22 protein-coding genes are annotated in these 25,412 nt (G+C 57.0%); 11 read left to right on the forward strand and 11 right to left on the reverse strand.

The genetic code is table 11. The annotated features are described in order from the left end of the window. The first annotated feature begins 35 nt into the window (after window positions 1-35). Complete coding sequence (gene mnmC, locus LT85_RS22950; protein ID WP_038493613.1) at window positions 36-1,841, forward strand: FAD-dependent 5-carboxymethylaminomethyl-2-thiouridine(34) oxidoreductase MnmC; 1,806 nt, start codon at window positions 36-38, stop codon at window positions 1,839-1,841. A 31-nt stretch (window positions 1,842-1,872) separates the two neighbouring features. Here the strand turns inward: mnmC and LT85_RS22955 are convergent, their stop codons facing one another. Then, on the reverse strand, window positions 1,873-2,190 hold the full coding sequence (locus LT85_RS22955) for a YXWGXW repeat-containing protein (protein ID WP_038493616.1): 318 nt from the start codon (window positions 2,188-2,190) through the stop codon (window positions 1,873-1,875). A 265-nt stretch (window positions 2,191-2,455) separates the two neighbouring features. On the opposite strand from LT85_RS22955, the gene LT85_RS22960 reads away from it, so the two are divergent. Continuing rightward, the gene (locus tag LT85_RS22960) at window positions 2,456-4,075 is read left to right on the forward strand and encodes an NAD(P)/FAD-dependent oxidoreductase (RefSeq protein WP_038493619.1); all 1,620 of its coding nucleotides are present in this window, start codon (window positions 2,456-2,458) and stop codon (window positions 4,073-4,075) included. 104 nt (window positions 4,076-4,179) lie between these two features. On the opposite strand, the gene LT85_RS22965 is transcribed toward LT85_RS22960, so the two are convergent. From LT85_RS22965 to LT85_RS22980, 4 genes are all read right to left on the reverse strand, one after another. Next, window positions 4,180-5,898, reverse strand: coding sequence for a YCF48-related protein (locus LT85_RS22965; RefSeq protein WP_038493623.1), 1,719 nt, complete (start codon window positions 5,896-5,898; stop codon window positions 4,180-4,182). Window positions 5,899-6,237: 339 nt separating this feature from the next. Further along, entirely contained in the window at window positions 6,238-7,497 is a 1,260-nt protein-coding gene (locus LT85_RS22970; protein WP_156117619.1) for a cytochrome-c peroxidase, read from the reverse strand. Then, window positions 7,497-8,945 carry a metallophosphoesterase gene (locus LT85_RS22975; RefSeq protein WP_437177277.1) on the reverse strand — a complete coding sequence of 483 codons (1,449 nt, stop codon included), beginning with the start codon at window positions 8,943-8,945 and terminating at the stop codon, window positions 7,497-7,499. The genes LT85_RS22970 and LT85_RS22975 overlap by 1 nt, the downstream gene beginning before the upstream one ends. A gap of 169 nt (window positions 8,946-9,114) precedes the next feature. Further along, window positions 9,115-9,477, reverse strand: coding sequence for a transcriptional regulator (locus LT85_RS22980; protein WP_038493627.1), 363 nt, complete (start codon window positions 9,475-9,477; stop codon window positions 9,115-9,117). 165 nt (window positions 9,478-9,642) lie between these two features. On the opposite strand from LT85_RS22980, the gene LT85_RS22985 reads away from it, so the two are divergent. From LT85_RS22985 to LT85_RS23015, 7 genes are all read left to right on the forward strand, one after another. Further along, window positions 9,643-10,212, forward strand: a complete 570-nt coding sequence (locus LT85_RS22985; RefSeq protein ID WP_038493630.1) for a hypothetical protein — start codon at window positions 9,643-9,645, stop codon at window positions 10,210-10,212. A 238-nt stretch (window positions 10,213-10,450) separates the two neighbouring features. Then, window positions 10,451-10,858 (forward strand): ExbD/TolR family protein, encoded by a 408-nt coding sequence (locus LT85_RS22990; protein WP_038493633.1) that lies wholly within the window; start codon window positions 10,451-10,453, stop codon window positions 10,856-10,858. After that, complete coding sequence (locus LT85_RS22995) at window positions 10,858-11,601, forward strand: TonB family protein (RefSeq protein WP_367379786.1); 744 nt, start codon at window positions 10,858-10,860, stop codon at window positions 11,599-11,601. Before LT85_RS22990 ends, LT85_RS22995 begins: the two co-directional genes overlap by 1 nt. An 81-nt stretch (window positions 11,602-11,682) precedes the next feature. Beyond that, the gene (locus tag LT85_RS23000; protein ID WP_038493636.1) at window positions 11,683-14,076 is read left to right on the forward strand and encodes a TonB-dependent receptor; all 2,394 of its coding nucleotides are present in this window, start codon (window positions 11,683-11,685) and stop codon (window positions 14,074-14,076) included. Window positions 14,077-14,170: 94 nt separating this feature from the next. After that, window positions 14,171-14,821 (forward strand): MotA/TolQ/ExbB proton channel family protein, encoded by a 651-nt coding sequence (locus tag LT85_RS23005; protein ID WP_038497256.1) that lies wholly within the window; start codon window positions 14,171-14,173, stop codon window positions 14,819-14,821. A 40-nt stretch (window positions 14,822-14,861) separates the two neighbouring features. Beyond that, window positions 14,862-16,583 carry a bifunctional metallophosphatase/5'-nucleotidase gene (locus LT85_RS23010; RefSeq protein WP_172657016.1) on the forward strand — a complete coding sequence of 574 codons (1,722 nt, stop codon included), beginning with the start codon at window positions 14,862-14,864 and terminating at the stop codon, window positions 16,581-16,583. 28 nt (window positions 16,584-16,611) lie between these two features. Then, entirely contained in the window at window positions 16,612-17,829 is a 1,218-nt protein-coding gene (locus LT85_RS23015; RefSeq protein ID WP_038493642.1) for a phospholipase D-like domain-containing protein, read from the forward strand. A gap of 22 nt (window positions 17,830-17,851) precedes the next feature. Here LT85_RS23015 and ygiD read toward each other — a convergent pair whose 3' ends face one another. Together ygiD and LT85_RS23025 are read right to left on the reverse strand one after the other, a co-directional pair. Next, window positions 17,852-18,649, reverse strand: coding sequence for a 4,5-DOPA dioxygenase extradiol (gene ygiD, locus LT85_RS23020; RefSeq protein ID WP_253273609.1), 798 nt, complete (start codon window positions 18,647-18,649; stop codon window positions 17,852-17,854). A gap of 43 nt (window positions 18,650-18,692) precedes the next feature. Continuing rightward, entirely contained in the window at window positions 18,693-19,115 is a 423-nt protein-coding gene (locus tag LT85_RS23025; RefSeq protein WP_081992643.1) for a DoxX family protein, read from the reverse strand. Between the two features lie 136 nt (window positions 19,116-19,251). Here LT85_RS23025 and LT85_RS23030 point away from each other — a divergent pair, with 136 nt between their 5' ends. Further along, window positions 19,252-20,166: a LysR family transcriptional regulator gene (locus tag LT85_RS23030; RefSeq protein ID WP_038493645.1), complete on the forward strand. Its 915-nt coding sequence runs from the start codon at window positions 19,252-19,254 to the stop codon at window positions 20,164-20,166. Window positions 20,167-20,214: 48 nt separating this feature from the next. Here LT85_RS23030 and phaP read toward each other — a convergent pair whose 3' ends face one another. The 3 genes from phaP to LT85_RS23045 all read right to left on the reverse strand — a co-directional run bounded on the left by phaP (window position 20,215) and on the right by LT85_RS23045 (window position 22,888). After that, entirely contained in the window at window positions 20,215-20,769 is a 555-nt protein-coding gene (gene phaP / locus LT85_RS23035; RefSeq protein ID WP_038493649.1) for a TIGR01841 family phasin, read from the reverse strand. Window positions 20,770-20,889: 120 nt separating this feature from the next. After that, complete coding sequence (locus LT85_RS23040) at window positions 20,890-21,654, reverse strand: M15 family metallopeptidase (RefSeq protein ID WP_253273610.1); 765 nt, start codon at window positions 21,652-21,654, stop codon at window positions 20,890-20,892. A 49-nt stretch (window positions 21,655-21,703) separates the two neighbouring features. Beyond that, window positions 21,704-22,888 (reverse strand): patatin-like phospholipase family protein, encoded by a 1,185-nt coding sequence (locus LT85_RS23045; protein ID WP_038493655.1) that lies wholly within the window; start codon window positions 22,886-22,888, stop codon window positions 21,704-21,706. A gap of 196 nt (window positions 22,889-23,084) precedes the next feature. Here LT85_RS23045 and LT85_RS23050 point away from each other — a divergent pair, with 196 nt between their 5' ends. Further along, window positions 23,085-24,119, forward strand: coding sequence for a Fe(3+) ABC transporter substrate-binding protein (locus LT85_RS23050; protein ID WP_038493658.1), 1,035 nt, complete (start codon window positions 23,085-23,087; stop codon window positions 24,117-24,119). Between the two features lie 184 nt (window positions 24,120-24,303). Here LT85_RS23050 and LT85_RS23055 read toward each other — a convergent pair whose 3' ends face one another. Next, complete coding sequence (locus LT85_RS23055; RefSeq protein ID WP_038493661.1) at window positions 24,304-25,377, reverse strand: ABC transporter ATP-binding protein; 1,074 nt, start codon at window positions 25,375-25,377, stop codon at window positions 24,304-24,306. Between the last annotated feature and the right edge of the window lie 35 nt (window positions 25,378-25,412).

Consider the following 25,412-nt stretch of genomic DNA (forward strand, 5'->3'; position numbering starts at 1 on the left):
TTCGTTCTTGACCACAGTTGCCGTACGCCCTCTTCATGTCTCTCAGCCATCCCGTAAAAGTACCGCCGGAATTCGCCAATCGCTGGCAGGGACAAGCGCGCTTTGTCTTACTCGATAGCGACTTCGGCGATGGCGAACATTTTCTGGCGACCTGGCAAGCATGGCGCGATCATCCCCAACGTCCGCAACAGCTGCATTACCTGGCTCTGGTACCCGACATGACTGCGCTGCACGCGCTACAGCCCGTGCTGGAGCAAAGGCCGCACTGGCAAGCGCTGTCTGCTGAATTGTGCGCCGTATGGCCACCCGCGGTGCCGGGCTTTCACCGGATTTTTTTGCAAAACGGCCAGCTGGTGCTGACGCTGATGTTCGGCGACAGCGCCGCTTGCCTGCGCCAGATCGTGGCAAACATAGATGCATTCCATTTGCGTGGCCGGAGTTGGCAGAACTGGTCACTGCCTCTGCTTGGCACACTGGGAAGATTAGCTGCCAGACAAGCCACCCTCAGCATTTCGACCCCCGACATGGCGCAGATGGAAGCGCAGCGCGCAACGCTCATGCAGGCCGGATTTATTTTTGATGAAAATGCCTTGCGCGCCAGTTTTACACCGCGTTTTACACCCCGGTCGCACATGGCGGACGCGCCCGCCATCGTTGAGCGCCACGCCATTGTGATTGGCGCCGGGCTGGCCGGCAGCGCCGCCTGCCAGCGGCTGGTGCGGCGCGGCTGGACGGTCACGCTGATTGAGCGCCACACAGAAATAGCGCAAGAAGCTTCCGGCAACACGGCGGGTATTTTCATGCCCCTGCTGTCGCGCGACGACAACCCGAGTTCGCGCCTGAGCCGCAGCGCCTATCTGTTCGCCCGGCACGTCTGGCGCCAGCTTGGCGGTATCGGCGATGCGTTCACCGGCGCCGCCTGCGGCGTACTGCAAATCGCCCGCGATACCGAACATGCAAATGCCCAGCAACAGCTGGCAAATCATTGGCGTTATCCGGCCGACTTTGCCGAATGGCTGGATCAAGCCGCCGCAACGCGACTGGCCGGCAATCCGGTCAGCAACGGCGGCTGGCATTTCCCAGCCGCCGGCTGGGTGCAGCCGCGCAGTGTGTGCCAGGCGATGCTGGATGATTGCGGCGCTGGATTACAAATACTTTTCGGACGGCGTGTGACGGGGCTTGTACATGAACAGCAGCGTTGGGTAGCGCTTGACCAAAACGGCCAGGAAATTGCCCGCGCGCCGGTATTGATCCTGGCCAATGGCTGCGAGGCGCTCGACTTTCCGCAGGCAGAAGATTTACCGCTCGCCGCAATACGCGGACAGATCACCCATGTCGATGCCGATCTGGTCCCCGCTATCGCACCGGTGATTTGCGGCGAAGCCTATTTGACCCCTCCGTGCGATGGAGTCTGCAGCGTCGGCGCCTCCTACGACGAAGATGCCGATCCGGCATTGCGGCATGACAGCCAGGCCGACAATCTGACACGCCTGGAAAATATCCTCCCTGGCTGGCTAAGTAGCGAATTGCCGCTGGCAGGACGTGTTGGTTTTCGTTGCGTGGCCGGCGACCGCCTGCCCTTAATTGGGGGCTTGCCGGACAAGACAGGAAAATCCAGCGTGCGCGAAGCAAAACTGAAAGACCTGCCGCGCTTTCCAGGTCTGTACAGCTTGCTGGGATACGCTTCGCGTGGCCTGATCTGGGCACCACTGGCGGCAGAATTACTGGCTGCGCAACTCGATGGAGAGCCGCTACCGATTGAGGCCGATCTGGCCGCAGCGCTCGACCCGGGACGATTTTTACTAAAAAAACAACGTCACGAGGCTAAACCCGCCCATTAAAAAGGGCGCCCTGAGGCGCCCTTGCAATTATTTATCGATCCCAACGATATGGCCGCATTTGCCAATCGCCGCGTGGGCCTCTGACCCAGCTTGGGGGAACGTAACGATAACCCGGCCGTGCTCTGATCCAGGTGCCGCCGACCCATTCGTGACGACGGCCATTCCAGCGCCAGTATCCCGGCGCCCAGACGAAGCCGCGGCGCGGAACCGGCACCACTTCATAGCGTGGTGGTGGCGGCTGGCCGATCTGGACGCCTACATAAGCCTGCGCTTGGGCCTGGCTTACCGGCAATGCAAGTCCTGCACTAAGGGCCAAGGCGCTGACACATAAAATCGATTTGATCTTCATCGGGGATCTCCTTTAATCATCTAAAAACTTCGGGCGACGATTAAATATAGGCCACAAAACTCCCGCAACTTGTAATTTTGTGTTTCCAAAAGATACAGACTATCAAGACGCCGGAATCCCCGCAGGCTGCCAGAGCAGCGCCCGCTAAGGTAAAATGGCGGCCTGCCAGACGGCATTGTCGTTTTATAAAATATATGCAGGATAGCGCCAACGCTTCGCCAAGCTAGGCTTGCCAACTATCCCCACCTGACTTCCCGGATTATCCATGTTGCGATTGAATGAAGTACAACTGCCCCTAGACCATCCCGAAGACGCCTTGCATGCGGCGATTCTGGAGCGGCTCGGCATCGCAGCGGAGGAAATGCTCGGTTACACAATTTTCCGGCGCAGCTACGATGCCCGCAAGAAAACCGCGGTGATCCTGACTTACACGGTGGATGTCGAGCTCAAGGATGAAAGCGCCGTCCTCAAACGACGCGCAGGCGATCGCAACATCATGCCGACGCCTGACACCAACTATCGCTTTGTGGCGCAGGCGCCCGGCCAGTTGAAATCGCGGCCGGTCGTGATCGGCACCGGCCCATGCGGCCTGTTCGCCGGCTTGATCCTGGCGCAAATGGGTTTCAATCCAATCATTCTGGAACGCGGCAAGGCGGTGCGTGAACGCACCAAAGATACCTGGGGCCTGTGGCGCAAACGCGAACTGCAGCCGGAATCCAACGTCCAGTTCGGCGAAGGCGGCGCAGGTACTTTCTCCGACGGCAAGCTGTGGACCCAGATCAAGGACCCCAAGCATTACGGCCGTAAAGTGCTGACTGAATTCGTCAAGGCCGACGCGCCGGAAGAAATCATGTATGTCAGCAAGCCGCACATCGGCACATTCCGGCTGGTCAAGATGGTGGAGCAGATGCGCGCGACCATCGAGGCGCTGGGCGGTGAATTCCGCTTCCAGCAAAAGGTCGAAGACATTACGATCAAATCGGACAACGGCCAGGGACAAGTGCAAGCCGTCGTACTGGCCAGCGGCGAAACCATCGTCACCGACCATGTGGTGCTGGCGATCGGTCACAGCGCACGCGATACTTTCCAGATGCTGTACGACCGCGGCGTCTATATCGAAGCCAAACCGTTCTCGCTCGGCTTCCGCATCGAACACCCGCAATCGCTGATCGACCGCTGCCGCTTCGGCCCCAGCGCAGGACATCCGATATTGGGAGCAGCCGACTATAAGCTGGTGCACCACTGTGAAAATGGAAGAGCAGTTTACAGTTTCTGCATGTGCCCAGGCGGTACCGTGGTCGCGGCCACCTCTGAACCGGGCCGCGTGGTCACCAACGGCATGAGCCAGTACTCGCGCAATGAACGCAACGCCAATAGCGGCATCGTGGTCGGCATCACACCGGCCGACTATCCAGGCCATCCGCTGGCCGGGATCGCCTTCCAGCAACAATGGGAATCGCGCGCCTTTGAACTGGGCGGCGGCACTTACGATGCACCGGGCCAACTGGTAGGCGACTTTATCGCCGGCCGCCCATCGACCGAACTCGGTTCGGTGATCCCCTCCTACAAACCCGGCGTGCTGCTGGGCGATCTCAGCACTTCCTTGCCTGACTATGCGATTGCGGCGATTCGCGAAGCCCTGCCCGCCTTCGACAAACAGATCCGCGGCTTCGCCATGGCCGATGCAGTATTGACCGGCGTCGAAACCCGTACCTCGTCGCCGATCCGTATCAAACGTCATGACGACAGTTTGCAAAGCCTGAATACGACTGGCCTGTTCCCGGCCGGTGAAGGTGCGGGCTATGCCGGCGGCATTATGTCGGCGGCGATTGACGGGATTCGGGTGGCTGAGGCGGTGGCGTTGAGCATGCTTAATAAAAGCTGAGGCAACATCAAACTTCACGCTCCGTTTTGTCCATCATTCCAAGGTAATTTGCAACGATGCCTGTCATGCATTGAGTACCCAACCAGTACATGACAGGCAACTATTCAGGGCAATATTAGCTTATATAGTCCACCATTAACGTGAATACCTCCAACGGCAGTCCACCACGCCCCTTGCGAATCGACTGCAAGAGGATACATATCTGCCAATTCCGGAGGAGTCATCGCAACCTGATTCCAGCTAAGTCCGCCGTCATTGGTTTTATAGAACGCCCCATATCCGTCAATGACGTAGCCGACAGATGCGCTCGCAAAAGTTGCCTCTCCAAGAGTCGATCGGGTATGTACCGGCAATTCCGACCAAGTTACGCCGCCGTCCGTTGTCTTTAGCAGCTTATATGGCTCCAGAAAACGCCCTTGGGCCGAAACATAACCTGTGTCTTTATCGAAAAAGGAAAAGCCCATCAGTGAGTTCATATCGGATGAATTCGGAAGTTCCGTAGTTGTCCAAGTCTTGCCACCATCGGTTGTACGAGACAATTTCATTGTGGTACTTGGGACGGTATTTATCATCCAGCCATGCAGTTCATCGACGAATTGCATACGTGACGGCTCGGTTGTCAAACGCGAGAGAAGGCTCCAGTTTTTACCAGCGTCAGTCGTACCCATCAACTCCCCACCGCTGGTTAAAATCCAGCCTTTTACTCCGATCAACTGGACAGCCACAAAACAATCCAAGCCCTTCGAGGGAAGATTGATTTCGACGTTTTCCCACGTTTGTCCGCCATCAGTCGTGTGACCCGCACGTCCATAGCCAAAGTCCAGGCGCCAACTGTCAGGAGTCGGACGCGTGGTGCGTAGTTGGGGACAACCGACAACCCACCCTTCTTTGCTGTTAGCAAACGCGATGTCACGAAATCCGCTGGCACCTCCCATATCACTCTTGGGCAACGCCACACTTTGCCACGTTACCCCCTTGTCTATAGTACGCAGAGCTTGTGCCTGATACATGGAAATTACCCAGCCTGTGCCATCAGCAAAGAACCGAATATTGTTTTCCTGCGAAAACGCATCAGAAACCTTTTTCCACTTCACAGGATTCGGCGGAGGATCTACCGGTACTGGGGGCGGTTTTATAACCGGGTTATCCAATATTTGCATCGCATAATCACGACTATCCTTCCCACCGAAATCGTCTCGGACGGACACGGTTATCGTGTGCGTGCCACTAGTCGCAAAAGTGTAGGTAATTTGATAATCCTGAGTTTTTTCGGCGACCTGCTTACCGTCAACGAACCAAGTATATGTCAGAAGATCGTAGTCCAAATCAGTGGCTGTTACCCCCAGCGATATAGGGGTGCCAACGATCAGAGAAGCGTTTGTCGTAAGTACCGCGTCAAGCTTTGGCGGCTGATTTGTTTTGCTTTGGATAGATCCAGTGTATGTACTAACGCGACCACCCAAATCGGTTGCAGTGAACTTGACGGCATAGATATTTGGACTGCCATAGGTGTGTTCCGGCAGGGGATCGTTCGATGCAAGTCCGCCATCGCCAAAGTCCCAAGAGAACTTGGTTCCCCCTGGAAAATATCCGAGTGGGAAAAATTTTGCTGGGCTTCCAGTGCGCGGTTGCGGGGGTATTGTCTGAATCCCTGTCGCCCGCGCCTGATCCACCGCCGGGGTCGGAGTTGGCGCAGGATTATTGGGTTGTACACTTCCCCCTCCCTTATCCGCAGATCCATCACCACCGCCACCACCACATGCCGCCAAGACAAGGACAAAAAAACCAATGAAAAATCCGTTCCGAATTCTTAAATCTACCAATTCAACTCCCCCCTTTTATGTTTTGTTCCCAGCCGACGCTGTCGCTACCTTCGCAGGCAGCCGTTCGATATCAAGCAGGCTCCCCCCTGCTGACAAAGGCCAGAAATGTTAAATTTGATCTACAGAAAATGCGAATAGATAGCGCTCTATCGCCAAACAACCAACTTGAATCAAGATGAACACAATATGTTACATCAATTAATTTAACGGAAACATAATAGCTTGCATTAAAGCACCCAAAAGTAAAATCGGCTGCATGTCAGAAGCTGAATTTAATGACGTCAGATATGGTCTGCAATGAGGGAATCAGGTAAAACCGGCGAATGCAAATAACACTGTTTACTTGTCCGACTTCCGGCTTTGAATTGGCTTGGTAAATTCTGCATCGGTCAGCGTTTTCAAAAAAGCCACCAGATCGTCAACATCACTATCGCTCAACGCCGGCGTGCTGCCTTCGCGCCGGTTATACGGCACTGAATTGATGTTGACGTTTTCCCGATAAGCGGGAGGCACGTCATCGAACTTGACGCCGGTCTTGTACCAGTCACCAGGTTTAGTGGCGCGGGTTGCATAGAACGCGACGGCGTCGCGCAGCGATGTGAAGACGCCGTTGTGCATATAGCTTTCGCGCACGGCGACATTGCGCAAGCTGGGCGTTTTGAAATAACCGCACCATTGGCTGCTATCCGGCCATTGCAACTGGTCTGCGGTTTTGCACAAGCCGGCATCATAGAATTTGGAATTGCGATTTTCTGCGATGCGACGGTTGCGCGGCACGGCTACCGCGTCGTAGCCGAAATCGGTGAACATCGAGCGGGCCGGATTGCTCGATCTATCGTTGAATTTATGACAGGACGCGCAATTGCCTTTGTCCGGATCTTTAAACAAACGCAGGCCGCGCATTTCGGCCTCCTCCAATTTTCCGCTGCCGCGGATATAGGCGTCGTACCGGGAATTGAACGGCGTCATTTCATCGCTGCGTAGAAATGCTGCAAGCGCAAGCGTGGCCGCCTCCGTGGCTTTCGCGGGCTGATCAAATATCGCCTGGCCGAATAGCAAGCGCATTTCCGGTGTATACCCCTGCGCCAGTTTGCCGGCAAGCTGATGCGGGTTGCGGTTATTCATTTCCAGAGGATTGAACAGAGGTCCCTGCGCCTGTTCGGCCAGCGTATTCGCGCGCCCATCCCAGAAGAAGCCGCCGAACGGAATCGGCGCCAGGGCGTCGTCGTCCTGATAAAAAAAGCGCGGCGGCGTGTAACGCAGGTATAGCACCGAGGGCGTGTTGCGCGTACCCAGGCTGGCTGGACGGCTGCCGAGCGCGACGCCGATGCGTGAGCCGTGATTGCCTGAAAACGCCTGCTGCGGGGCATGGCAACCGGCGCAACTGGTACCGCGCGGTTCTGAAAGACGCGTATCGAAAAACAGTTTGCGGCCTAGTGCGACCAGCGCCGGAGAATCGACCGGCGCGACTGCCGGCGCCGGCATTTCCGGATAGAGCGGCGTGTTCGTCGCTTCTACCGGCAGCGACAGCAGGCCAGCCAGCAACAAGAGGAGCCTCAGAATCTGTATTAACGTCAGGCGCATCCACTTCAGACGCATCAGTTCGGCGCCAGATAACCGGTCTTGTCGCAACTGATCTGGTTCCCGTTTTGCACACAGGTAGTCAGCAACAGTCCTTTTCGGGTATAGGCTTTGTATGCCCAATTACCATTGCTTTGGCGATCCATCACCATGAAGCCGAAACTGCTGGTGTGAGAAATCTTGTCGACGATAGCGCCGGGTGCCGGATTGGTATTGACAGGGAAAGGATCGGCGAAATTCACATCCAGATTGTCGCCGCCATTCCCGGAAACGAAGGTGGCGGGATGGTTTGAGGAAAAATTGATGGCCTGGAAATCATGGACATGGCCGTGGATCGCTGTCTTCACGCCCGCCGGATAAAACGCCGTCGGATTGACGCTTTGCATGACCGATTGCAATGCCATGTTGCCCGGCGCCGGCGGCGCACCGGCGATTGGCGCGAAGCCGAGAATCGGATGATGATTGGTGAAAATACTGTTGACGCCGGCCTTCGCCGCCAACCGGTTGACTGCCTGGAATTGCGCCTGGTAGGCAATAAATTGCGGATCGTTGGTCGCCAGGGCAGCCCGCCCCGCCTTGGCCGAATCGAACACGATCACCTGCGTGTCGGCGCCGACGGCAACCGCATACGGATCGGAGAGGTTTCCTGCCGCATCATTGGCTGGATCGTCGCATGAGCGCTTCGGATCAAGCGCCTGGGTATCGAGGAAGCGGAACCAGCCCTGTCCGGCACGCGCGCATTCCTCATGATTACCGCGCACCATGACCCATGGCGCGGCAGCCATCAGCGGCGCCGCCGGCTTGAACAAATCGGCTTGCCAGGCATCCCAGCCGTAACCCCAAGGGCTGTCTTTGCAACCTGCGATATCTGCCGGACAGGCATTCTCGCGATAATGATAATCGCCGATATGCAGCACCAGATCCGGCTTCATGGCGGCAGCCGCGCTGGCAATTTCGGGGAAAGGCCAGGAATCGTTGTCGTCGCAGGCTTGCCAGGCGTTGTCGGCTTTTTTCAAACGGCAACCAGTATCGGCCAGCACCACGATACGCTGCGGCGATTTCTTCGGCAACGGCAGGCTGCGCGAACCGACCGAAACGCCGCTGCTGTCGGCTGGAACCTTGTACTCACAGGCAGTGACCGGGAAAGCGGAAGGCTTGGAATCCACCGCAGCGCTGGCGGTCGGGCGCTGCGTCACTGTACCGGCCGCTGCGCGCAAAGTCATTGCCGTGTAGCTGTAACCATCATGCACCTCGGGGCAACTGGCATCGGTGGTGATCACCCTGACGATAGCCTGGTTGTTGCTGCCGACTGTCACCCAGGCGGCCTTGACACCGGCATCGATGTTACTGTCGCTGCCGCCGCAGGCTGCCACTAGCACGCTGAGCGTTATGGTCAATGCAAATCCAAAATTTTTGATAACCGGCTTGCGTTGCTGTTGTTGCGCGATAGCGTCCATGGTGCTCACGAGGATGTAGGTCGATAATGGAGAGTTGATAAATTATAAAAAGAAAATATGACCTGTTTGTTACAAATGACAGGCAAAAAAAATACGCCGGCGGCGTATTTTTTCACTTCAAAGAGCTTGCCAGTTATGCGGCATAACATACTGCAAACATACGGCAAACAAACAGCGCCTATTTACTCGCATCCCGCGTCGCCTGCACCAGGCATTTGGACAATTTATCAAAATGGAGCCAGGCTGCCTGGCTGAGTTCAACCTGTTTGCGGCGAGTATCGTCGGTATCCGATAACACGATCCAGCCCTTTTCCCGCATCGATTTCAAGCGCGCGTGCAACATCGCCGGCGAACCGAGTTCGCTTTGCGCCATCATATCGCGCACCGAAAGCCGTTCACGGGCTTGCCCGGCACGGGCGATAAAGGCCAGGATGCGGTCTTCCAGCGGATCCAGCGACGGCAATGACGGCAAGCCGCGCAGCGCATTCGCCAGCTGTAGAAAACGCACATAGATGTCTGCAGGTCGGTTGTCTTTGTCCATGGCTATTTTATAAACTGCAGTAAAAACACAAGGCCAGCGCGATTGATGCTTCTGCTGACGCCGCCGTTGTCGCTATTAATTGCATAACGATAATACCCGTCAATTTACAACCCCCGCAAGCAGATTGCCACATCTATCCGGATACTTCGGTAATATACGCCGGCTATGTCATCCATTTCATTCCCTGCCGAGAAACTACGCCAGAGCCTGCTGACCATCACCATCACGGTGGTAGTCTATATGCTGGTGTACATGACCAACGACTGGTTGTTCAAGCACATCGAGTTTACCCAAGGGATTGCCTGGATCTATTTGCCGGCAGGGATACGTCTTATCTGCACTTTGCTATTTGCGGAAGCCGGCGTTTTCGGCATCTTGATCGCCTCATTGCTCACCTCAAGCATCTACGCCATCTTTCCCGGCGATCCCGTCACCACCATCGGCTATAGCGCAATCTCGGCGCTCGCCCCCTATCTTGCCTATCGCTTTACCTTGCAGGAAATGCGCCTGCAACCGTCGCTCAGCAATCTGACCACGACCCGGCTGCTGGCCTGCATCCTGCTCTACGGCCTGACCAATCCGTTGCTGCAGCTGATGTGGTTTGTCCTGCGCGGCATCTCCTATCATTTCTGGTCTGGTCTGATCGTCATGTCTATCGGCGACCTCACCGGCTCGCTGATCGTGGTTTATGCGATCAAGCTATTGCTGTCTTTCTTCCCTTTACCGCGCGACTGATATTTAACGCGCACTCCGCAATAATCCAGCACTGAATCGGTACCGCCACAGCGTACCGCAAACTGCGACGTGGTGCGACCACCACATTGTTAGTGATTGTAATACTGCCGAAATAATTCCTCGCTATTCTGCCGACAGTTATAGAAATTATAGCGATCAGCCAGCGTGGCGTTGCGCAAACTGCGCAACGCCGCATGCGTTATCGCGTTCATCGCACATCTTCCACCGGGGTATAGCAATGCGTAGTTGGGACGAACCAAAAAAGCGGAAAGCGCGCGTCGAGATTATTCCAATGATCGACGTCATGATGTTTCTACTCGTGTTTTTCGTGCTGATCAGTCTCAACGTGATCCCAGCCCTGGGCTTGAAAACGCACCTGCCTAGCGCCAGCAGTTCGCAAGATCTGAAGCCGCAAAACAAGGCGGTAATTACCATCGGCCTGAACGATGCGCTACAGGTAGACGGCGTCGACACCAAGATCGGTGAATTGCCGACGCGCCTGAACCTGGCAAAGAAGAACGGTGAAAAACTCAACGTCATCGTCAACAGCGATCGCGGCGTCGAGGTGCAACGGCTGGTGGAGGTGATGGATACTCTGAAGCAGAATGGCTTCGAGTCGATCTCCATTGCTACCCGCAAACCGTGATGCAAGCAATGACGACCACGCCGTTCTTCTATCGCTTTCGCGATGCGCTAGCGACGCTGCCATCCATCCTCATTCTCGCGATCCTGATCTTCGCCGGCATCCAGAAGGCAGTGAAGATCCAGCCGCATAATGACGATTCACTAGTGCAGATCGCTCTGACTGAACCTGAACCGCCTGCTCCGCCGGTAGCCGTGCCGACGCCGCCGGTTCTGCCACAGGTAGTCAAGCCGGTGACGTCGCCGGTGCAGCCCGTGCGTCAACCTCCGCCGTTGCCAACGCCGCCGCAAGCTGTGACGCCGACAGCGGTCAGCAATACGCCGAGCCCCGAACTGGCGGCCGCGCCGCCCAAGCCGGCCGCTACGCCGCCTGCAGCTCCGGCGACAACGCCTGCACCCGAAGCGCCGCCGCCGGCAGCCGTGGCCAAGCCAAACAACGCCAGCATCGAGGCCAGCTACATCAGCAAGGTGCGTGCGCATCTGAATAGCATCAAGCGCTACCCGACCGGACGTGAAGCCAGCCAGCAGCGGCCGCAAGGCAAGGTCAAGGTGTGGTTTGTACTCAACCGCGACGGCACGCTGGTTGAACAGGGTATCGAGGAATCGTCGAATTCGATGCTGCTCGACGAAGCCGCCCGCAAGACCATCAACCGTGCCACCTTTACCGCTTTCCCCGAGTCCAGCTGGAGCGGAGAAACGACCCATCGATTCAGCGCCGAGTTGGAGTTCATTCCGGGAGCGGGATGAAAGCAGTTTCAAGACCGAGTTGAAGACATCGTTTGAACGCTTGCTTCAGACATACACCAAAAACGTACAGGGAGTAACACCATGCAATTCAAAGTCACCCGGCTGTCACTGCTGATCTCCGGGCTATTCATCGCCACCAGTCCATTGGCCTATGCAGCCGACACCTCCGACGTCGGCAAAGTCACCGTGCAGGGCGATGCCGGCGGCGGCCAAAGCACCGGCCTGATCCAGCAAGAGGAATCGGCCAAGGCGCGCAGCTCGGTCGGTCGCGACTATATAGAAAAGCAGAGCTCGACCGGCAATCCGTACCAGATGATCAACCTGCTGCCAGGCGTGAATTCCTATGACCAGGACGGCACCGGCCTGTTCGGCGGCAACGTCCGGGTGCGCGGCTTCAACAGCGACCAGCTGGGTTTCACCATCAACGGCGCGCCAGTCAACGACTCCGGCAGCTTTGCGGTCTATCCGCAAGAATATACAGACGCAGAAAACCTGTGCAACATCTTCGTCACGCAAGGTTCTACCGACACCGAAGCGCCGCACGTCGGCGCCTCCGGCGGCAACATCGGCATGACCATGTGCTCGGCGGAAGACAAGCAGCGCTTCCGCACCGAATATACCTTCGGTTCCAATAGCCTGCAAAAAGGCTATGTCCGCTTCGATTCCGGCAAGATTTTCAACGACCGCTTCAAGTTCTTCATTTCGTACTCGAAGACCCAGGCCGACAAGTTCAAAGGCGATGGCCGCGCCGACAAGGAACACACCGACTTCAACAGCACCTTCGACCTGGGTGGCGGCAGCTATGTCGATACCGGCTTCATGTACAACTCGGCGATCAACAACAACTACCGCTCGCTGACCAAGGCGCAGATCGCCCAGTTCGGTCCGAACCTCGACTTCGGCACAGTGCCGCCAGTGCACCAGCCAGGCGGCCCCGGCGCGCAAAACGATTCGACCTACGGTCCGAACGCCGGCATCAATACCGGCAACAAGAATCTTTATTACGGCTACAACCTGAATCCGTTCAAGAACTGGCTGGCCACCATGAATGCGCACTTCGCGCTGACGCCGGCATCCAGCCTGGATGTGAGTCCCTACATGTGGTACGGCTTCGGCACAGGCGGCAATCAATTGCAGACTCTCACCGAAGGCAACGCTAGTAACCTGCTAGGCGGCGGCGTGCGGGACATCAACGGCGACGGCGACACCAAAGACACCGTGTTCGTCTATGAAGGCAGCCGCACACGCACCTATCGTCCTGGCGTGACGATCAAATTCAACCAGCAGATCGACAACCACAAGCTGATGGTCGGCTATTGGTACGAACGTGCACGCCACCAGCAAACCGGTCCTTTCACACCGATCGACAATAACGGCAATGCCGCCGATGTCTGGCTTAACAATCCGGATCTGTGGCTGAAGAACCAGAATGGCTCTTACGTGCAGTACCGCGACACCATGACGGTCAGCACCGGGAAATCCGCCTTTGCACAGGACAATATCAGCCTGATGCAAGACAAGCTGAACCTGCAGATCGGCGCACGCTATTCGAGCATCGATCGCGACTTCACCAACAATCCAAGCCAGAGCTCGCCGGGTTTCTATACCCTGCAAAAATCGTATTCCGACCTGCTGCCGAGTTTCGGCGCGCGTTATCAGCTGACGCAAACGGATTCGGTATTTTTCAATGCCGCGAAAAACTTCAAGGCGCCGGGCAATTTCTCCTATTTCGGCCTGATCTCGGGCGGCACTATCGTCAATGGCGTGTACACCGGCGGCACCGTGCGCAACCCGCTGGTGGACAAGGAAACCTCGTGGAACTACGATCTCGGCTACCGTATCGCTGCTGATAAATGGACTTTTTCCGGTTCCTTGTTCTATGTCGATTTCAAGAATCGCATAGCGACCTCCTACAATCCCCTGACAGGTAACAACACCGACTATAACGTCGGCGACTCGACCTCCAAGGGGTTGGAACTGGAATCCGGCTATTCGCTCACCAAGAATCTGAGCCTGTACGGTTCGCTCTCGTACATCAAGAGCAAGATGGATAAAGACATGCCATTTTCTGCCACCACGGCGTTACCTACCGCCGGCAAGGAATTTCCCGATACGCCGAACTGGCTGAGCGGCCTGAGCCTGCAATATCAGCAAGATAACTGGTATGTATTCGGTCAGGGCAAGTACACCGGCAAACGTTACTCGACGCTGGTCAACGACGACAGCATCGGCGGCTACACCGTGTTCAACGCCGGCGCAGGCTACACCTTCCCGTCATCGACCTGGCTGAAGAAACCGACAGTTCGCTTCAACGTCAACAATATTTTTGACAAGCAGTTCCTGAGTCTCAGTTCCGGCAGCGGCAGCCAATTCACCACGAATGCAGTCGCGGTCGGCAACATTGCGGCATCGGCGCCATCGTTCTATGTCAGTCCTCCGCGTACTTTCAGCGTGACGCTGGTCGCGGATTTCTAAGTAATGGTAAGTAGCGGTATTTAAAGCAGTTGCAGCAAACCCTGGCGGCGGACTGCGGTCCGCCGCTGCAACATAAGTGCACAAAGAGGTCATCATGAACATGCAATTATTCCACGAGCTCGCTTTCTACCTGATGTACGCCTGCGCGGCGCTGGCGATCTTCGTGATTGTCGAACGCGGACTGTTTTTCAACTACACCTTGCGCCAGGCTATCGGCCTGGAAAAAGCCATGACGCATGCGGTGCAGCATGTGCAGGAACTGCCGGCGGAACTGACGGCGCGCGCCAGCTTGCCGCTGACCCTGGTGTCGGATATCCTGGCTGAAAAGCATCAGTTGACGACCGAGAAGGATCTCGAGGATTTCAGCGAATCGGTCTATATCGCCAACCGCGGCGCGGTCCAGCATCGCCTGTGGATTCTCGATACGATTGTGACGGCGGCGCCATTGCTCGGCCTGCTCGGCACGATTTTAGGTATTATCGATACCTTCAAGGCGCTCGCGGTATCGGGCGTTTCCGATCCGGGCCAGGTGTCCCAGGGTATCGGCACCGCCTTGTATGCAACGGCGTTGGGGATCGGCATTGCGGTAGTCGGCATGTTCTTCTTCAACATGTTCCAGGAACGCATCGAGCGCATCAACGATCACCTGAAGGTCTTGATGTTGCGCGCCTGCGTTGGCCGTGATGCAACCAGGAACGCGAAGGCTGCCGCTGCAGCTGAAGCCGGGAAACTGCATCTCGCCTGATCAATGAATTGTAAAGGACCGGCTGAGTCAAATGAGTCAAATGCGTGCAACATCTTTCAGCCGGACCACATTGGCGAGCTGCCTGGCAGCTTTTTTCCTGACGGCGTGCAGCGGCCTGCAAAGCCTGCCGCCAAACGCGCCTGTCACGATCAACCTGGTCGCTATCAATGACTTGCACGGTCATCTGGAAGCGGAAACCAAGAGCTTTGCCAGCGTCGCCGACGCCAATCCACGCAAACTGAAGGTCGGCGGCATCGATACCATCGGCGGCGCCCTCAACGCATGGCGCGCTGAAGATCCGCAACTGTTGCTGGTCGGCGCCGGCGACCTGATCGGCGCCAGTCCGGCGCTGTCCTCTATCTGGGCCGACGAGCCTACCATCGACGCACTCAATCAACTCAAGTTGCGCGTCAGCTCGGTCGGCAATCACGAGTTCGACCAAGGCACGACGGAATTGCTGCGTTACCAGCATGGCGGTTGCCAGTCCAACCGACCGGATAAAGCGTGTCATTACGAGGATACATTTCCCGGCGCGCAGTTCTCTTATCTGGCAGCCAACGTCATTGTCAACGATAGCGGCCGTCCGCTCCTGCCGCCTTACCGGGTTGAACAGGTGCGCGGCGTCAAGATCGCCTTCATTGGCGCGGTGGTGCGCGAAACCGAGAAAATGGTGTCCGCCGACGGCATCGCCAATGTCCATTTCATCGATGAAGCCAACGCCATCAACCAGTGGGTTCCCGAGATAAAGGCGCAGGGCGTCAGCGCCATCGTGGTGCTGATCCATCAGGGCGGCGAAACCCCGGAACCCTTCGACAAGCCAGACTGCAGCCAGCTGCGCGGCCCGATCGTCGACATCGTCAAGCGGCTCGATCCCGCCATCAAGTTGGTGATCAGTGCCCATTCGCACAATGGCTACACTTGCCAGGTCGATGGCCGCACCGTGACGCAAGGCGAATCCTTCGGCCATATGTTGACGCGCATTTCCCTGACCATCGATCCGCGCGGCGCAAGCTTGCCGGAGAAAATTACGGCCATCAGCGCGCGCAACGTACTAATGGATCCACAGCGCTTTGCGCCCGATCCGGCGCTTGCCGGCTTTCTGAAAAAACTGGAAGCGCGTAGCAAGGTCGTGCTGGCGCAGCCGATAGCGCGCATCGCCGTACCGCATATCGATAAGCAGATCAACGACGCTGGCGAATCGCCGTTGGGCGACGTCATCGCCGATTCCCAACTGGCGGCGACGCGCAAACTCGGCGCGCAGATTGCATTGATCAATCACAAGAGCATCCGTGAAAACCTGGAGAGCGGCGCCGGCGGCAGCAACTACGCCCAGGTTGCCGCCACCACGCCGTATGGCAATACGCTGGTGCTCCTGTCGCTCAGCGGCAAACAGATCCTGGCTTTGCTGGAACAACAGAGCTGGCTGGACCAGGATCGTCCCGGCGGCCGTTTCATGCTGCAAGTCTCACATGGCTTGAGCTATCGCTGGGATGCGCGGCAGCCGCTTGGACAACGCGTCGTACCCGGCAGCGTCACATTGAATGGCGTTGTATTGGATCCCAAGAAGCAGTACCGACTCAGCGTCAACAGTTTCATCGCCCAGGGCGGCGATGGCTTCAGTCTGCTGACCCAAGGCACCGACCGTATCGATACCGGCATCAATGATCTGGATGCCCTTAGTCTCTATCTGATCGCCCGCGAACGCGAAGGACATCCCGCCGGCAGCGCGCAGACAGACGCCCGCATACTGCGCGTGAACTAACCACTTAACCATCTTTCGGAAGCAATGCATGCGTAAATTGATCGTCTCGACAGCCATCCTGCTCGCCTGTACCGGTGCTGCTCGCGCAGAATTCAGCATCCCGGGTTACGAGCTGGTGCATACCGTGCCGGTAGAAACCACGCTGGCGACACCTGATTTGCGAGAGCCGCTGCAGGTCTGGAGCGAAATGTTCGATAGTGCAAAACACGACATCGTACTTGGCCAGTTTTATGTCGCCAGCCAGCCGGGCGCAGCGTTCGAGCAAGTGATAGCAAGACTGGCCGCCGCCGGCGAACGTGGCGTCAAGATCCGCTTCCTGATGGAAGAAAAGGGCAAGTTCGCCTCCGACATGACAACCATTGAACGGTTGAAGAAAATCCCGAACCTGGAATTCCGCTATCTCGATTACTCCAAGCTGACCGGCAACGGCATCATCCACTCAAAATATATGGTGGTCGACGCCAAAGCCGCCTATGTCGGCAGCCAGAATTTCGACTGGCGCTCGTTTGCCCACATCCACGAAACCGGGCTGCGGATTACCGATCCCGTAGTGGTCGCACAAGTGCAAAAAATCTTTGATCACGACTGGCATGCGCAGGAACTGATTGCGCAAGGGAAGGAAGTACCGCGCCTGAACCAGGCGACGGTGGCCGCCGATGACCGGCAGGCAACGTTCCTGGTCGCCAGCCCGAACGCCTTCAACCCGGCAGGCGTGGGCGATTCCGAATCCGAACTGGTCAAGCTGCTGGCGGCGGCTAAATCGGAAGTGCGGATACAGTTGCTCGACTACGCACCGCTTAGCTATGGCCCGAATCGCACGCGCCCTTACTATGCTGTGATAGACAATGCAATCCGCTCTGCGCTGGCGCGCGGCGTCAAGGTCAAGCTGATGGTGTCGAACTGGAATACCGAGAAGCCGGGCATCGCCTACCTGCAAAGCCTGGCGCTGCTGCCCGGCATGGAAATCAGGATCGTCACCTTGCCGCAAGCCAGCAGCGGCTTCATCCCTTTCGCCCGCGTGATCCATACCAAGACCATGGAGATCGACGGCCAGGTGGCCTGGATAGGCACCAGCAACTGGAGCGGCGGCTACCTGGATTTGTCGCGCAACCTGGAAATCGTGCTGCGCAATCAAAAAATGGCGCAGCGGATCGCTGACTTGCATCAGCAAACCTGGAATTCAGCCTACGCCCAGCCTATCGATGTGCTGAAGGATTATCCCAAGCCGGTGAAGGGCAAGGAATAATCCTGTTGGCGGAAGACTGAACTCAAACGGCGCCGACTACAGCGGTCAGCATGCTGATGGCGCCGATGTCGATGCCATCCACCACAATCGATACAGCCTCGCCTTCCCGCCTGGCGCCAGCGATATATAACAGCGGCAGGTAATGCTCCGGCGTCGGCACCGACAATTGCGCGTCCTGGCCCTGATCAGCGTAATCGATCAGGGCTTGCATGTCGCCGCTTAGCAAGCTCTCGCGGACATGGTCGTTGAAGCGCTCGGCCCAGTCATGGGGCGGCGCATCCTGATGACGGTTCATCAAACGCAGGTTATGCACCACGTCGCCGCTGCCGACGATCAGTACTCCTTGCTCGCGCAGCACCGCCAGCTTGCGTCCCAGGTCAAAGTGAAACTGGGCTGGCTGCATAGCGTCGATACTGAGCTGTATCACCGGCACATCTGCATTGGGAAAAGCCTTGACCAGCACCGACCAGGTGCCATGATCCAAACCCCAGGACTGATCCATGGTAACGCTCAGCGGCGCCAGCAGATCGCGCACTTGCGCCGCCAGCTGCGGATCGCCCGGGGCCGGATAGCGCACATCGAATAGCGCTTGCGGGAAACCGCCGAAATCGTGAATGGTTTTCGGCATCGCCATTGCAGTGACGCCAATACCACGCGTGTACCAGTGCGCCGATACCGACAAGATCGCCTTCGGCTTCAGCTGCGCCACACTGGCGCCCAGCTGTGTCCAGGCGGTGGTGTAGCGATTGTCTTCCAGTGCATTCATCGGGCTGCCGTGACCGAAGAAAATCGCCGGCATGCGGGTGGCATTGATGTTCATCGCAATTTCATTCCTCATCCAATAAAGTTACACAAACAGATAGTTACTTGCCGGCCCGGGCGTTACCGATTGCAAACACGCCATTGCCCAATAGCGCAACAGACAATGCGGTCACAATCATGAACGCCGGAAATTCCCAACCGCCGTTCGGGCTGGTGAACACCCAGCCGTTAGGCGCATGCACCGACAAGGCGCCCAGTAACACCGGCAGCGAAATGATCGCAGCAATACGTGCCTGAAGGCCCAGCACCATTGCCAATCCGGTCAGGACTTCGATCGCCACTACAGGGTACACCGACCAGGCGGGGAAGCCCTGGCTGGCAAAAAATGCCGCCGCGCCGGGGAAGGTGAAAACGAAAACCTTGAGATAGGCATGCGCCAGCAAGGCGATGCCGAGGGTCAGTCTAAGCAGGGTTGCGGCATACATGCTGGTATCGGTATGGGTGGTGGTATTGGTCGTATTCATCGCTTACTTTCCGAAAATTGGTTAAAAGCCAAAGGTGGCTCGTAGATCACGTTTCACTATATATTCTTGCAATGGAAAGAAAAATCTGCTTTTCTTAAAATACTATTTCCGAATTCCGAAACAATTGGATCCCGCGATGAACCTGTTCGAAGCCATGAAAGTGTTTGTCAAAGTCACCGAAACCGGTAGCCTGTCCGGCGCGGCGCGCATCCTGAACCTGTCCAATCCATCGGTGACGCGACATATCGCCGACCTGGAGGAATACCTCGGCGCGCGCCTGCTAAACCGCAGTACCCGGCGCATCAGCCTGACCGATACTGGCAGCGCCTATCTGGAACGCTGCAAGCAAGTACTCGCTGACCTGGAGCAGGCCACGCTGGTAGCTGGCATGCATGCCGCCAATCCTAGCGGCGTATTGCGCATCAATGCCCCGCTGTCGTTTTCCGTACATCATCTGGGCCGGGTGCTGCCCTTGTATGCAGAGCGTTATCCCAATGTCGAGCTGGATGTGACCTTGTCAGACCGGGTGGTGGATCTGGTGGAAGAAGGGTTCGATCTGGCGATCCGCATCGGAAAATTGCAGAATTCCAGCCTGGTCATGCGCCGGCTGGTGGCGGCGCGCGTGCTGACCTGCGCCTCGCCCGCCTATCTGGAACGGCACGGCATACCGCAACATCCGGACGATCTGGCCCGGCACAAATGCCTGACTTACGCCTACACTCAGCCTGACAACGAATGGCGCCTGCAGCGCGACGGTAAAATCCACACGGTGCGTATCCACGGCGGCTTGCATTGCAATAACGGCGATCTGCTGCTGGCGGCGGCATTGTCCGGCATGGGCATCATCCGCCAGCCGACTTTCATCATCGGCGACGCCATCCGTGAAGGCCGCCTGGTGCCGCTATTGACTGAGTATCACGGCGAAGCGCTGGCAATTCATGCGGTGTATCCGAGCCGCCAGCATCTGTCAGCCAAGGTACGCACCTTTGTCGATTTCCTGGCGCAGCAATTCGGCGAGGTGCCAGACTGGGACCGCGATTTGCCACTATGAAAAAGGCCGCAAAATGCGGCCTTTCGTTTGCAGAACCTGCGCTACGGCTTACTTCTTGGTGCGTGGCGTAGCGGCCTTGGTCAGTTGCGTGGTGGCCGTATTCAAGTTGGCTTCCAGCGTTTCAACTGCCTGCTTGGCATTCTTGGTCAGCTGCTCGTAACCGGCGTTGGCATTGCTGATCACCGATTTGAGAATGGCGATGGCATTTTCAGAACCGGCCGGCGCACTCTTGCTGACTTCTTCGATCAATGCATTGATTTTCTTTTGGGTTTCCGCAACCTGGGCTTCAGCTGCGCGGGTGAATTCAGCCTGCGTGCCAGAAGCGATACCGGCGAGATGGCGTCCGTAAGCTGCGGCTTTTTCGGCGTTAGGCTTGGCTTGTGCGGCAGAAATGGTCAGGAATTCCTGTGGATCCTTGGCGCTCATCAATTGCTTGGCGCCAGCGCCGGTCTCCTCCAGCGATGCCTTGGCCGCATTCAGGTTGAGCTCGATTACTTTTTCAACGCCTTCGAAGGTTTTTGCAGTGAGTGTATTAAGCAATGCCAACTGGGCTTCGAAATGCGCTTTGGTTGCTGCGGCAAACTGTTCGTGGAACGAAAACATGGCCTTCTCCTGTGTGAACGTGTGAACAAATCATCGATTGCTATGAATATGGCAACGTTGCATATTTTATATGCGAAATATGCATTTGCCCCCTGCCAAAGCTAACAGTGCATTGCTCGCTCAATCTGCTGCTGCGGCGCAAACTTTCCTGCCATTCGGCTTACCACTGTGACCACTGCCGGAACGACAACTGCGGTAGGTCACGACAGAATTTTCAAACAACTGGCGCGCCTGCGGCAGCGGCAGTTTTGCCAGCCGTTCAGCCATGCTGCGGCTCACCTGGAAATGCTGGTAGTCGATCGGTTTTTTCCAATCACCACCCCAGATCAGAAAGCCATGCTGGGCGAATAGTTCCACAACTTGTTCACTGCTGCCGACGCGGCTCGCTACACGCTGGCCAAAATCCTTCCCGGCTGGCGGGCTATAAATCTGCTCGCCTTGCGCATTGCGCAAGACGTACGGATTTTGCAAAGGATTGATATCGATCGCCAAACCGTAGGCATGCAAGGAAATTGCCTTGCCGCCGGTAATCGGCCTGTCGTTGAAAGCGGAGGTATTGTTGTCCGCCATCGATGCATCGTCGTTGCCTTGATAATGCTCCATCAGACGCGCCTGCGCAAGCGGGAAACCGCGCTTAAGCAGTTCGTCGAACAGCGCTTTTACCTGCGGCGCGACAGCGGCCATGACCATGATTTCGCCATCGTCGTGACGCACTTGCTCGAAATCGATATAGGAAAAACGCACTACCTGCAGTTGCGAACATCCGACCGGCGCGCCCGGCTGCAGTACGCGCTGCTTGAGCAGTTCGCATTGCTGGCGATCAAGGCCGGGGCCAGAACCGAGACCCGCAGATTGCGCCTGCGCCAGACTTGACAGCAGCAGCATCGATAACAGGAGGAAAGACAGTCGACGCAAAATCCGCAACATCACGGCATCAGCTCACAGGCGGCATGACCAGCTCGTGCACCACCAGGCCGGCATCGGAATTACCGAACGTGTCGCCATTGGCTTTGATCCGTTCAGCGGCATGCATGGCATCGGCGTAACCCTGCTCCCAGCGCCATTCGATCGAGCCGCGCGAAAAATTGATGTCCTTGGACGGCATATTCCAGTCATGTCCGCTATAGCGCAAGCGCACGATATGAATCGTGCTGTCGTCGGACAAGCCTTCGAATTCCTTGAGATCGGATTTTTTGCGCAAGGCCGGCGGCAGCTTGTCGTACAGCGCTTGTGCAGCGCGCCGCAACTGGTACATGCGCAGGTAATTTTCGATGTGGCGTTCCGAACGCGAAGCGAATGTCACGTCTTTCTGGCGATTGGTGATCTGGTCCAGGGTAGCGGGCTCAGGACCGTTGGCGCTCCACAAATCCACCATCACGCACAAGGTGTTGCCATCGACATCGGTCTTGGATTCGTCGTCCAGCACCACTTCCAGCGGGGTATTCGAATACAGCCCGCCATCCCAGTACAAGTCGCCATCGATGCGCACCGGCGCAAAGCCGGGCGGCAAGGCGCCGCTGGCCATGATGTGCTCAACACCGATAGTCCGTTCCTGTGAATCGAAATTGATCAGGCTGCCGCAGGCGACCCGCATCGCGCTGACTGTCAGACGCATACCACCCGGGCTGTTCAGATACTTGAAATCTACCAGCCGCGCCAAGGTCTCGGCGAGCGGCTTGGTGTCGTAAAAACTGGCTTGTTCCGGTTCCACCGCCATGCCGAGCATGAACGGATTGAAACCGCGCGGAGAAAAGAATCCAGGCACGCCGCGGGTCGTGACATCGTTCGTGGTCCACCAGGTGTTGAAATGGCGCATTGCATCCGGCACTTTGCTCAGATCCGCCAGGTCGCCATGGCCGACCTGCTCCCAGAATTCTTTCAGGCGCGAGAGCCGCAGATCGCGTTCGTTGCCAGCGATGATGGCGGCGTTGATCGCGCCGATCGAGGTTCCCACTACCCAATCCGGCGTCAGGCCATTTTCGTGCATCGCGTGATAAACGCCAGCCTGATAGGCGCCCAGCGCACCACCTCCCTGTAACACCAGCGCCACCCGGGGCGTGGTCGACTCGGCTTTGCCGGTAGTGCGTATTTGTGACTTGGAAGTGGTTTTATTACTCATTTGAAACCGATCTTTGCGTATGAAAGAGTAAACATATTACCCCATCGCGACGACCGGCAACGACGACGCCTGTTATGTCATGAAATCATCACAAACAGTAACGATTCTCATTTGTGTTATAGTCTTTCCTCCTTAAATGTAACTATTTGTTACAGGCAATAAAATTGTCATTTTCATCAACACTAGAGGAGTTTCCATGCTTTTACGCTCTGTCATTGCCAGCGCCATCCTGGCCGCCAGCACTACCGCTGCGTTCGCGCAAGAACAAGTGCTGAACCTGTATTCGGCGCGCCACTATCAAACTGACGAAGCGCTGTATGGCAACTTCACCAAAGCCACCGGCATCAAGATCAACCGCGTTGACGGCGACGACGCCGGCACCATTGCGCGCCTGAAAAGCGAAGGCGCCGCCAGCCCTGCCGATGTCATCTTGCTGGTCGACGCTGCGCGTCTGTGGCGTGCAGAAAAAGACGGCCTGTTTCAGCCGGTGAAATCGGCGATCCTGGATGAACGCATCCCCGCCAACCTGCGCGGCAAGGATGATGGCAAGGGCTCGGAATGGTTCGGCTTCTCGACACGCGCCCGCGTAATCGTCTACAACAAGCAGAATATCCAGCCGCAAGACGTCGACACTTACGAAGCCCTTGCTGACCCGGAAAACAAGGGCAAGCTGTGCACCCGTTCCGGCTCGCATCCTTACAACGTCTCGCTGTTCGGCTCGCTGCTGGAACATCATGGCGAAGCCAAGACCGAAGCCTTGCTCAAGGGCTATGTCGCCAACCAGGCGCGTTCGCCGGTAGGCGGCGACACCGACCAGATCAAGGCAGTGGCTTCCGGCGAATGCGGCGTGGCGATTTCGAACTCCTACTACGTCGCCCGCTTGATGAAATCGACCAAGCCGGAAGATATCGAAGTGATGAAAAAAGTCGCGGTGATCTGGCCTAACCAGAAAACCACCGGCACCCATGTCAACATCGCCGGCGCCGGCGTCGCCAAACATGCGCCGCACCGTGAAGCTGCCGTGAAATTCCTGGAATACCTGTCGAGCGACGATGCGCAACGCTACTTCGCCGAAGGCAATAACGAAACCCCCGCGGTCAAGGGCGTCAAGACCGGCAATCCTGCATTGGACGCGTTGGGGCCATTCAAGGCTGAAGTGATCGACGTCTCCGCAGTTGGCCGCAACCAGCAAAAAGTCCAGCAGCTGCTGGATCGCGCCGGTTACAAATAAAGCAGGTTAGTCAGACGCAAAAAAGGCTGGCGAATCATTCGCCAGCCTTTTTCATGTGCAGGAACATCTGGCACTTATTTTTTCCTGATCATATAAATCGCCAGTCCAATCAGCAACACCACACCAAATTCCAAGCCGACCACAAAGTACTTCGCCATGATTCATATCCAAAAAATGATGCGATTTATAAAGGGAATGTCACCACGTGGCTGACATCCAGGCGAATGCCGATCCATTCGTCGATAGCGTGATCGTGATGGGATGGCACCAGCGCCAGCAACTCCTGGCCGCTCGCCAGTTGCAGCGTGTACAAGAACTCGGCGCCGCGGAAGGATTTGCGCACAATCCGCGCCGTGAACGGAGAAGCGTCATCATGCACGATATCATCAGAGCGCAACAATACATCGAAACGCTGCCGGTCGCGTCCATGCGCATGGATTTGCGCCAGGGCGGCAGCACTGACATCGTGCAGATCGCCCAACCCGGTCGACACCACCTGGCGGCCGTCACGTTCAATCAACTGACCCGGCAACAGGACGCCATGGCCGATAAAATCGGCGACAAAGCGCGTCGCCGGCCGATGATACAGATCGTAGGGCGCAGCCCATTGTTGCAGATGGCCGCTCTGCATGACACCGACGACATCGCCGATGGCAAAGGCTTCCAGCTGATCGTGGGTCACCATGAGTGCAGTGATATGCGCCTGCTTCAGGATCTCGCGGACATCATGCGCCAGACGCTCGCGCAATTCGACGTCGAGGCTGGAGAACGGCTCATCCAGCAACAGCAGCCGCGGTTGCGGCGCCAAAGCACGCGCCAGCGCTACCCGTTGCTGCTGGCCTCCGGACAGTTGATGCGGATATTTTTCCTCGGAACCTTCCATCCCCACCAGCGCCAGCATCTCCCCGATCCGCTGCTCGCGCTGACGGCGCGATGCCTGGTGCAGGCCGAAGCCGATATTCGCCGCGATATCCAGATGCGGGAACAAGGCGAAATCCTGAAACACCATACCGATACGGCGCTCCTCGGCGGCGACTCTGATGCCGGGGCCATCGAGCAATACCTGATCCAAGGAGATCCGTCCGCTTTGCGCTTGCTCAAGGCCGGCGATTGCGCGCAGCAAGGAAGTTTTACCGCTGCCGGACGGACCGATCAGCACACCAAGCTGGCCTGCCGCAAGTTGCAGAGAAACGCCATTCACCGCCGGTGCCGGAGCGCCGGGGTAATTGACGCAGATTTGCTCAAGAGTAAGAAACATGGGGAACAGGTAACAATTCGCTTGATCGAGATGAA

This window comes from Collimonas arenae (assembly GCF_000786695.1).
Taxonomy (GTDB): domain Bacteria; phylum Pseudomonadota; class Gammaproteobacteria; order Burkholderiales; family Burkholderiaceae_D; genus Collimonas; species Collimonas arenae_A.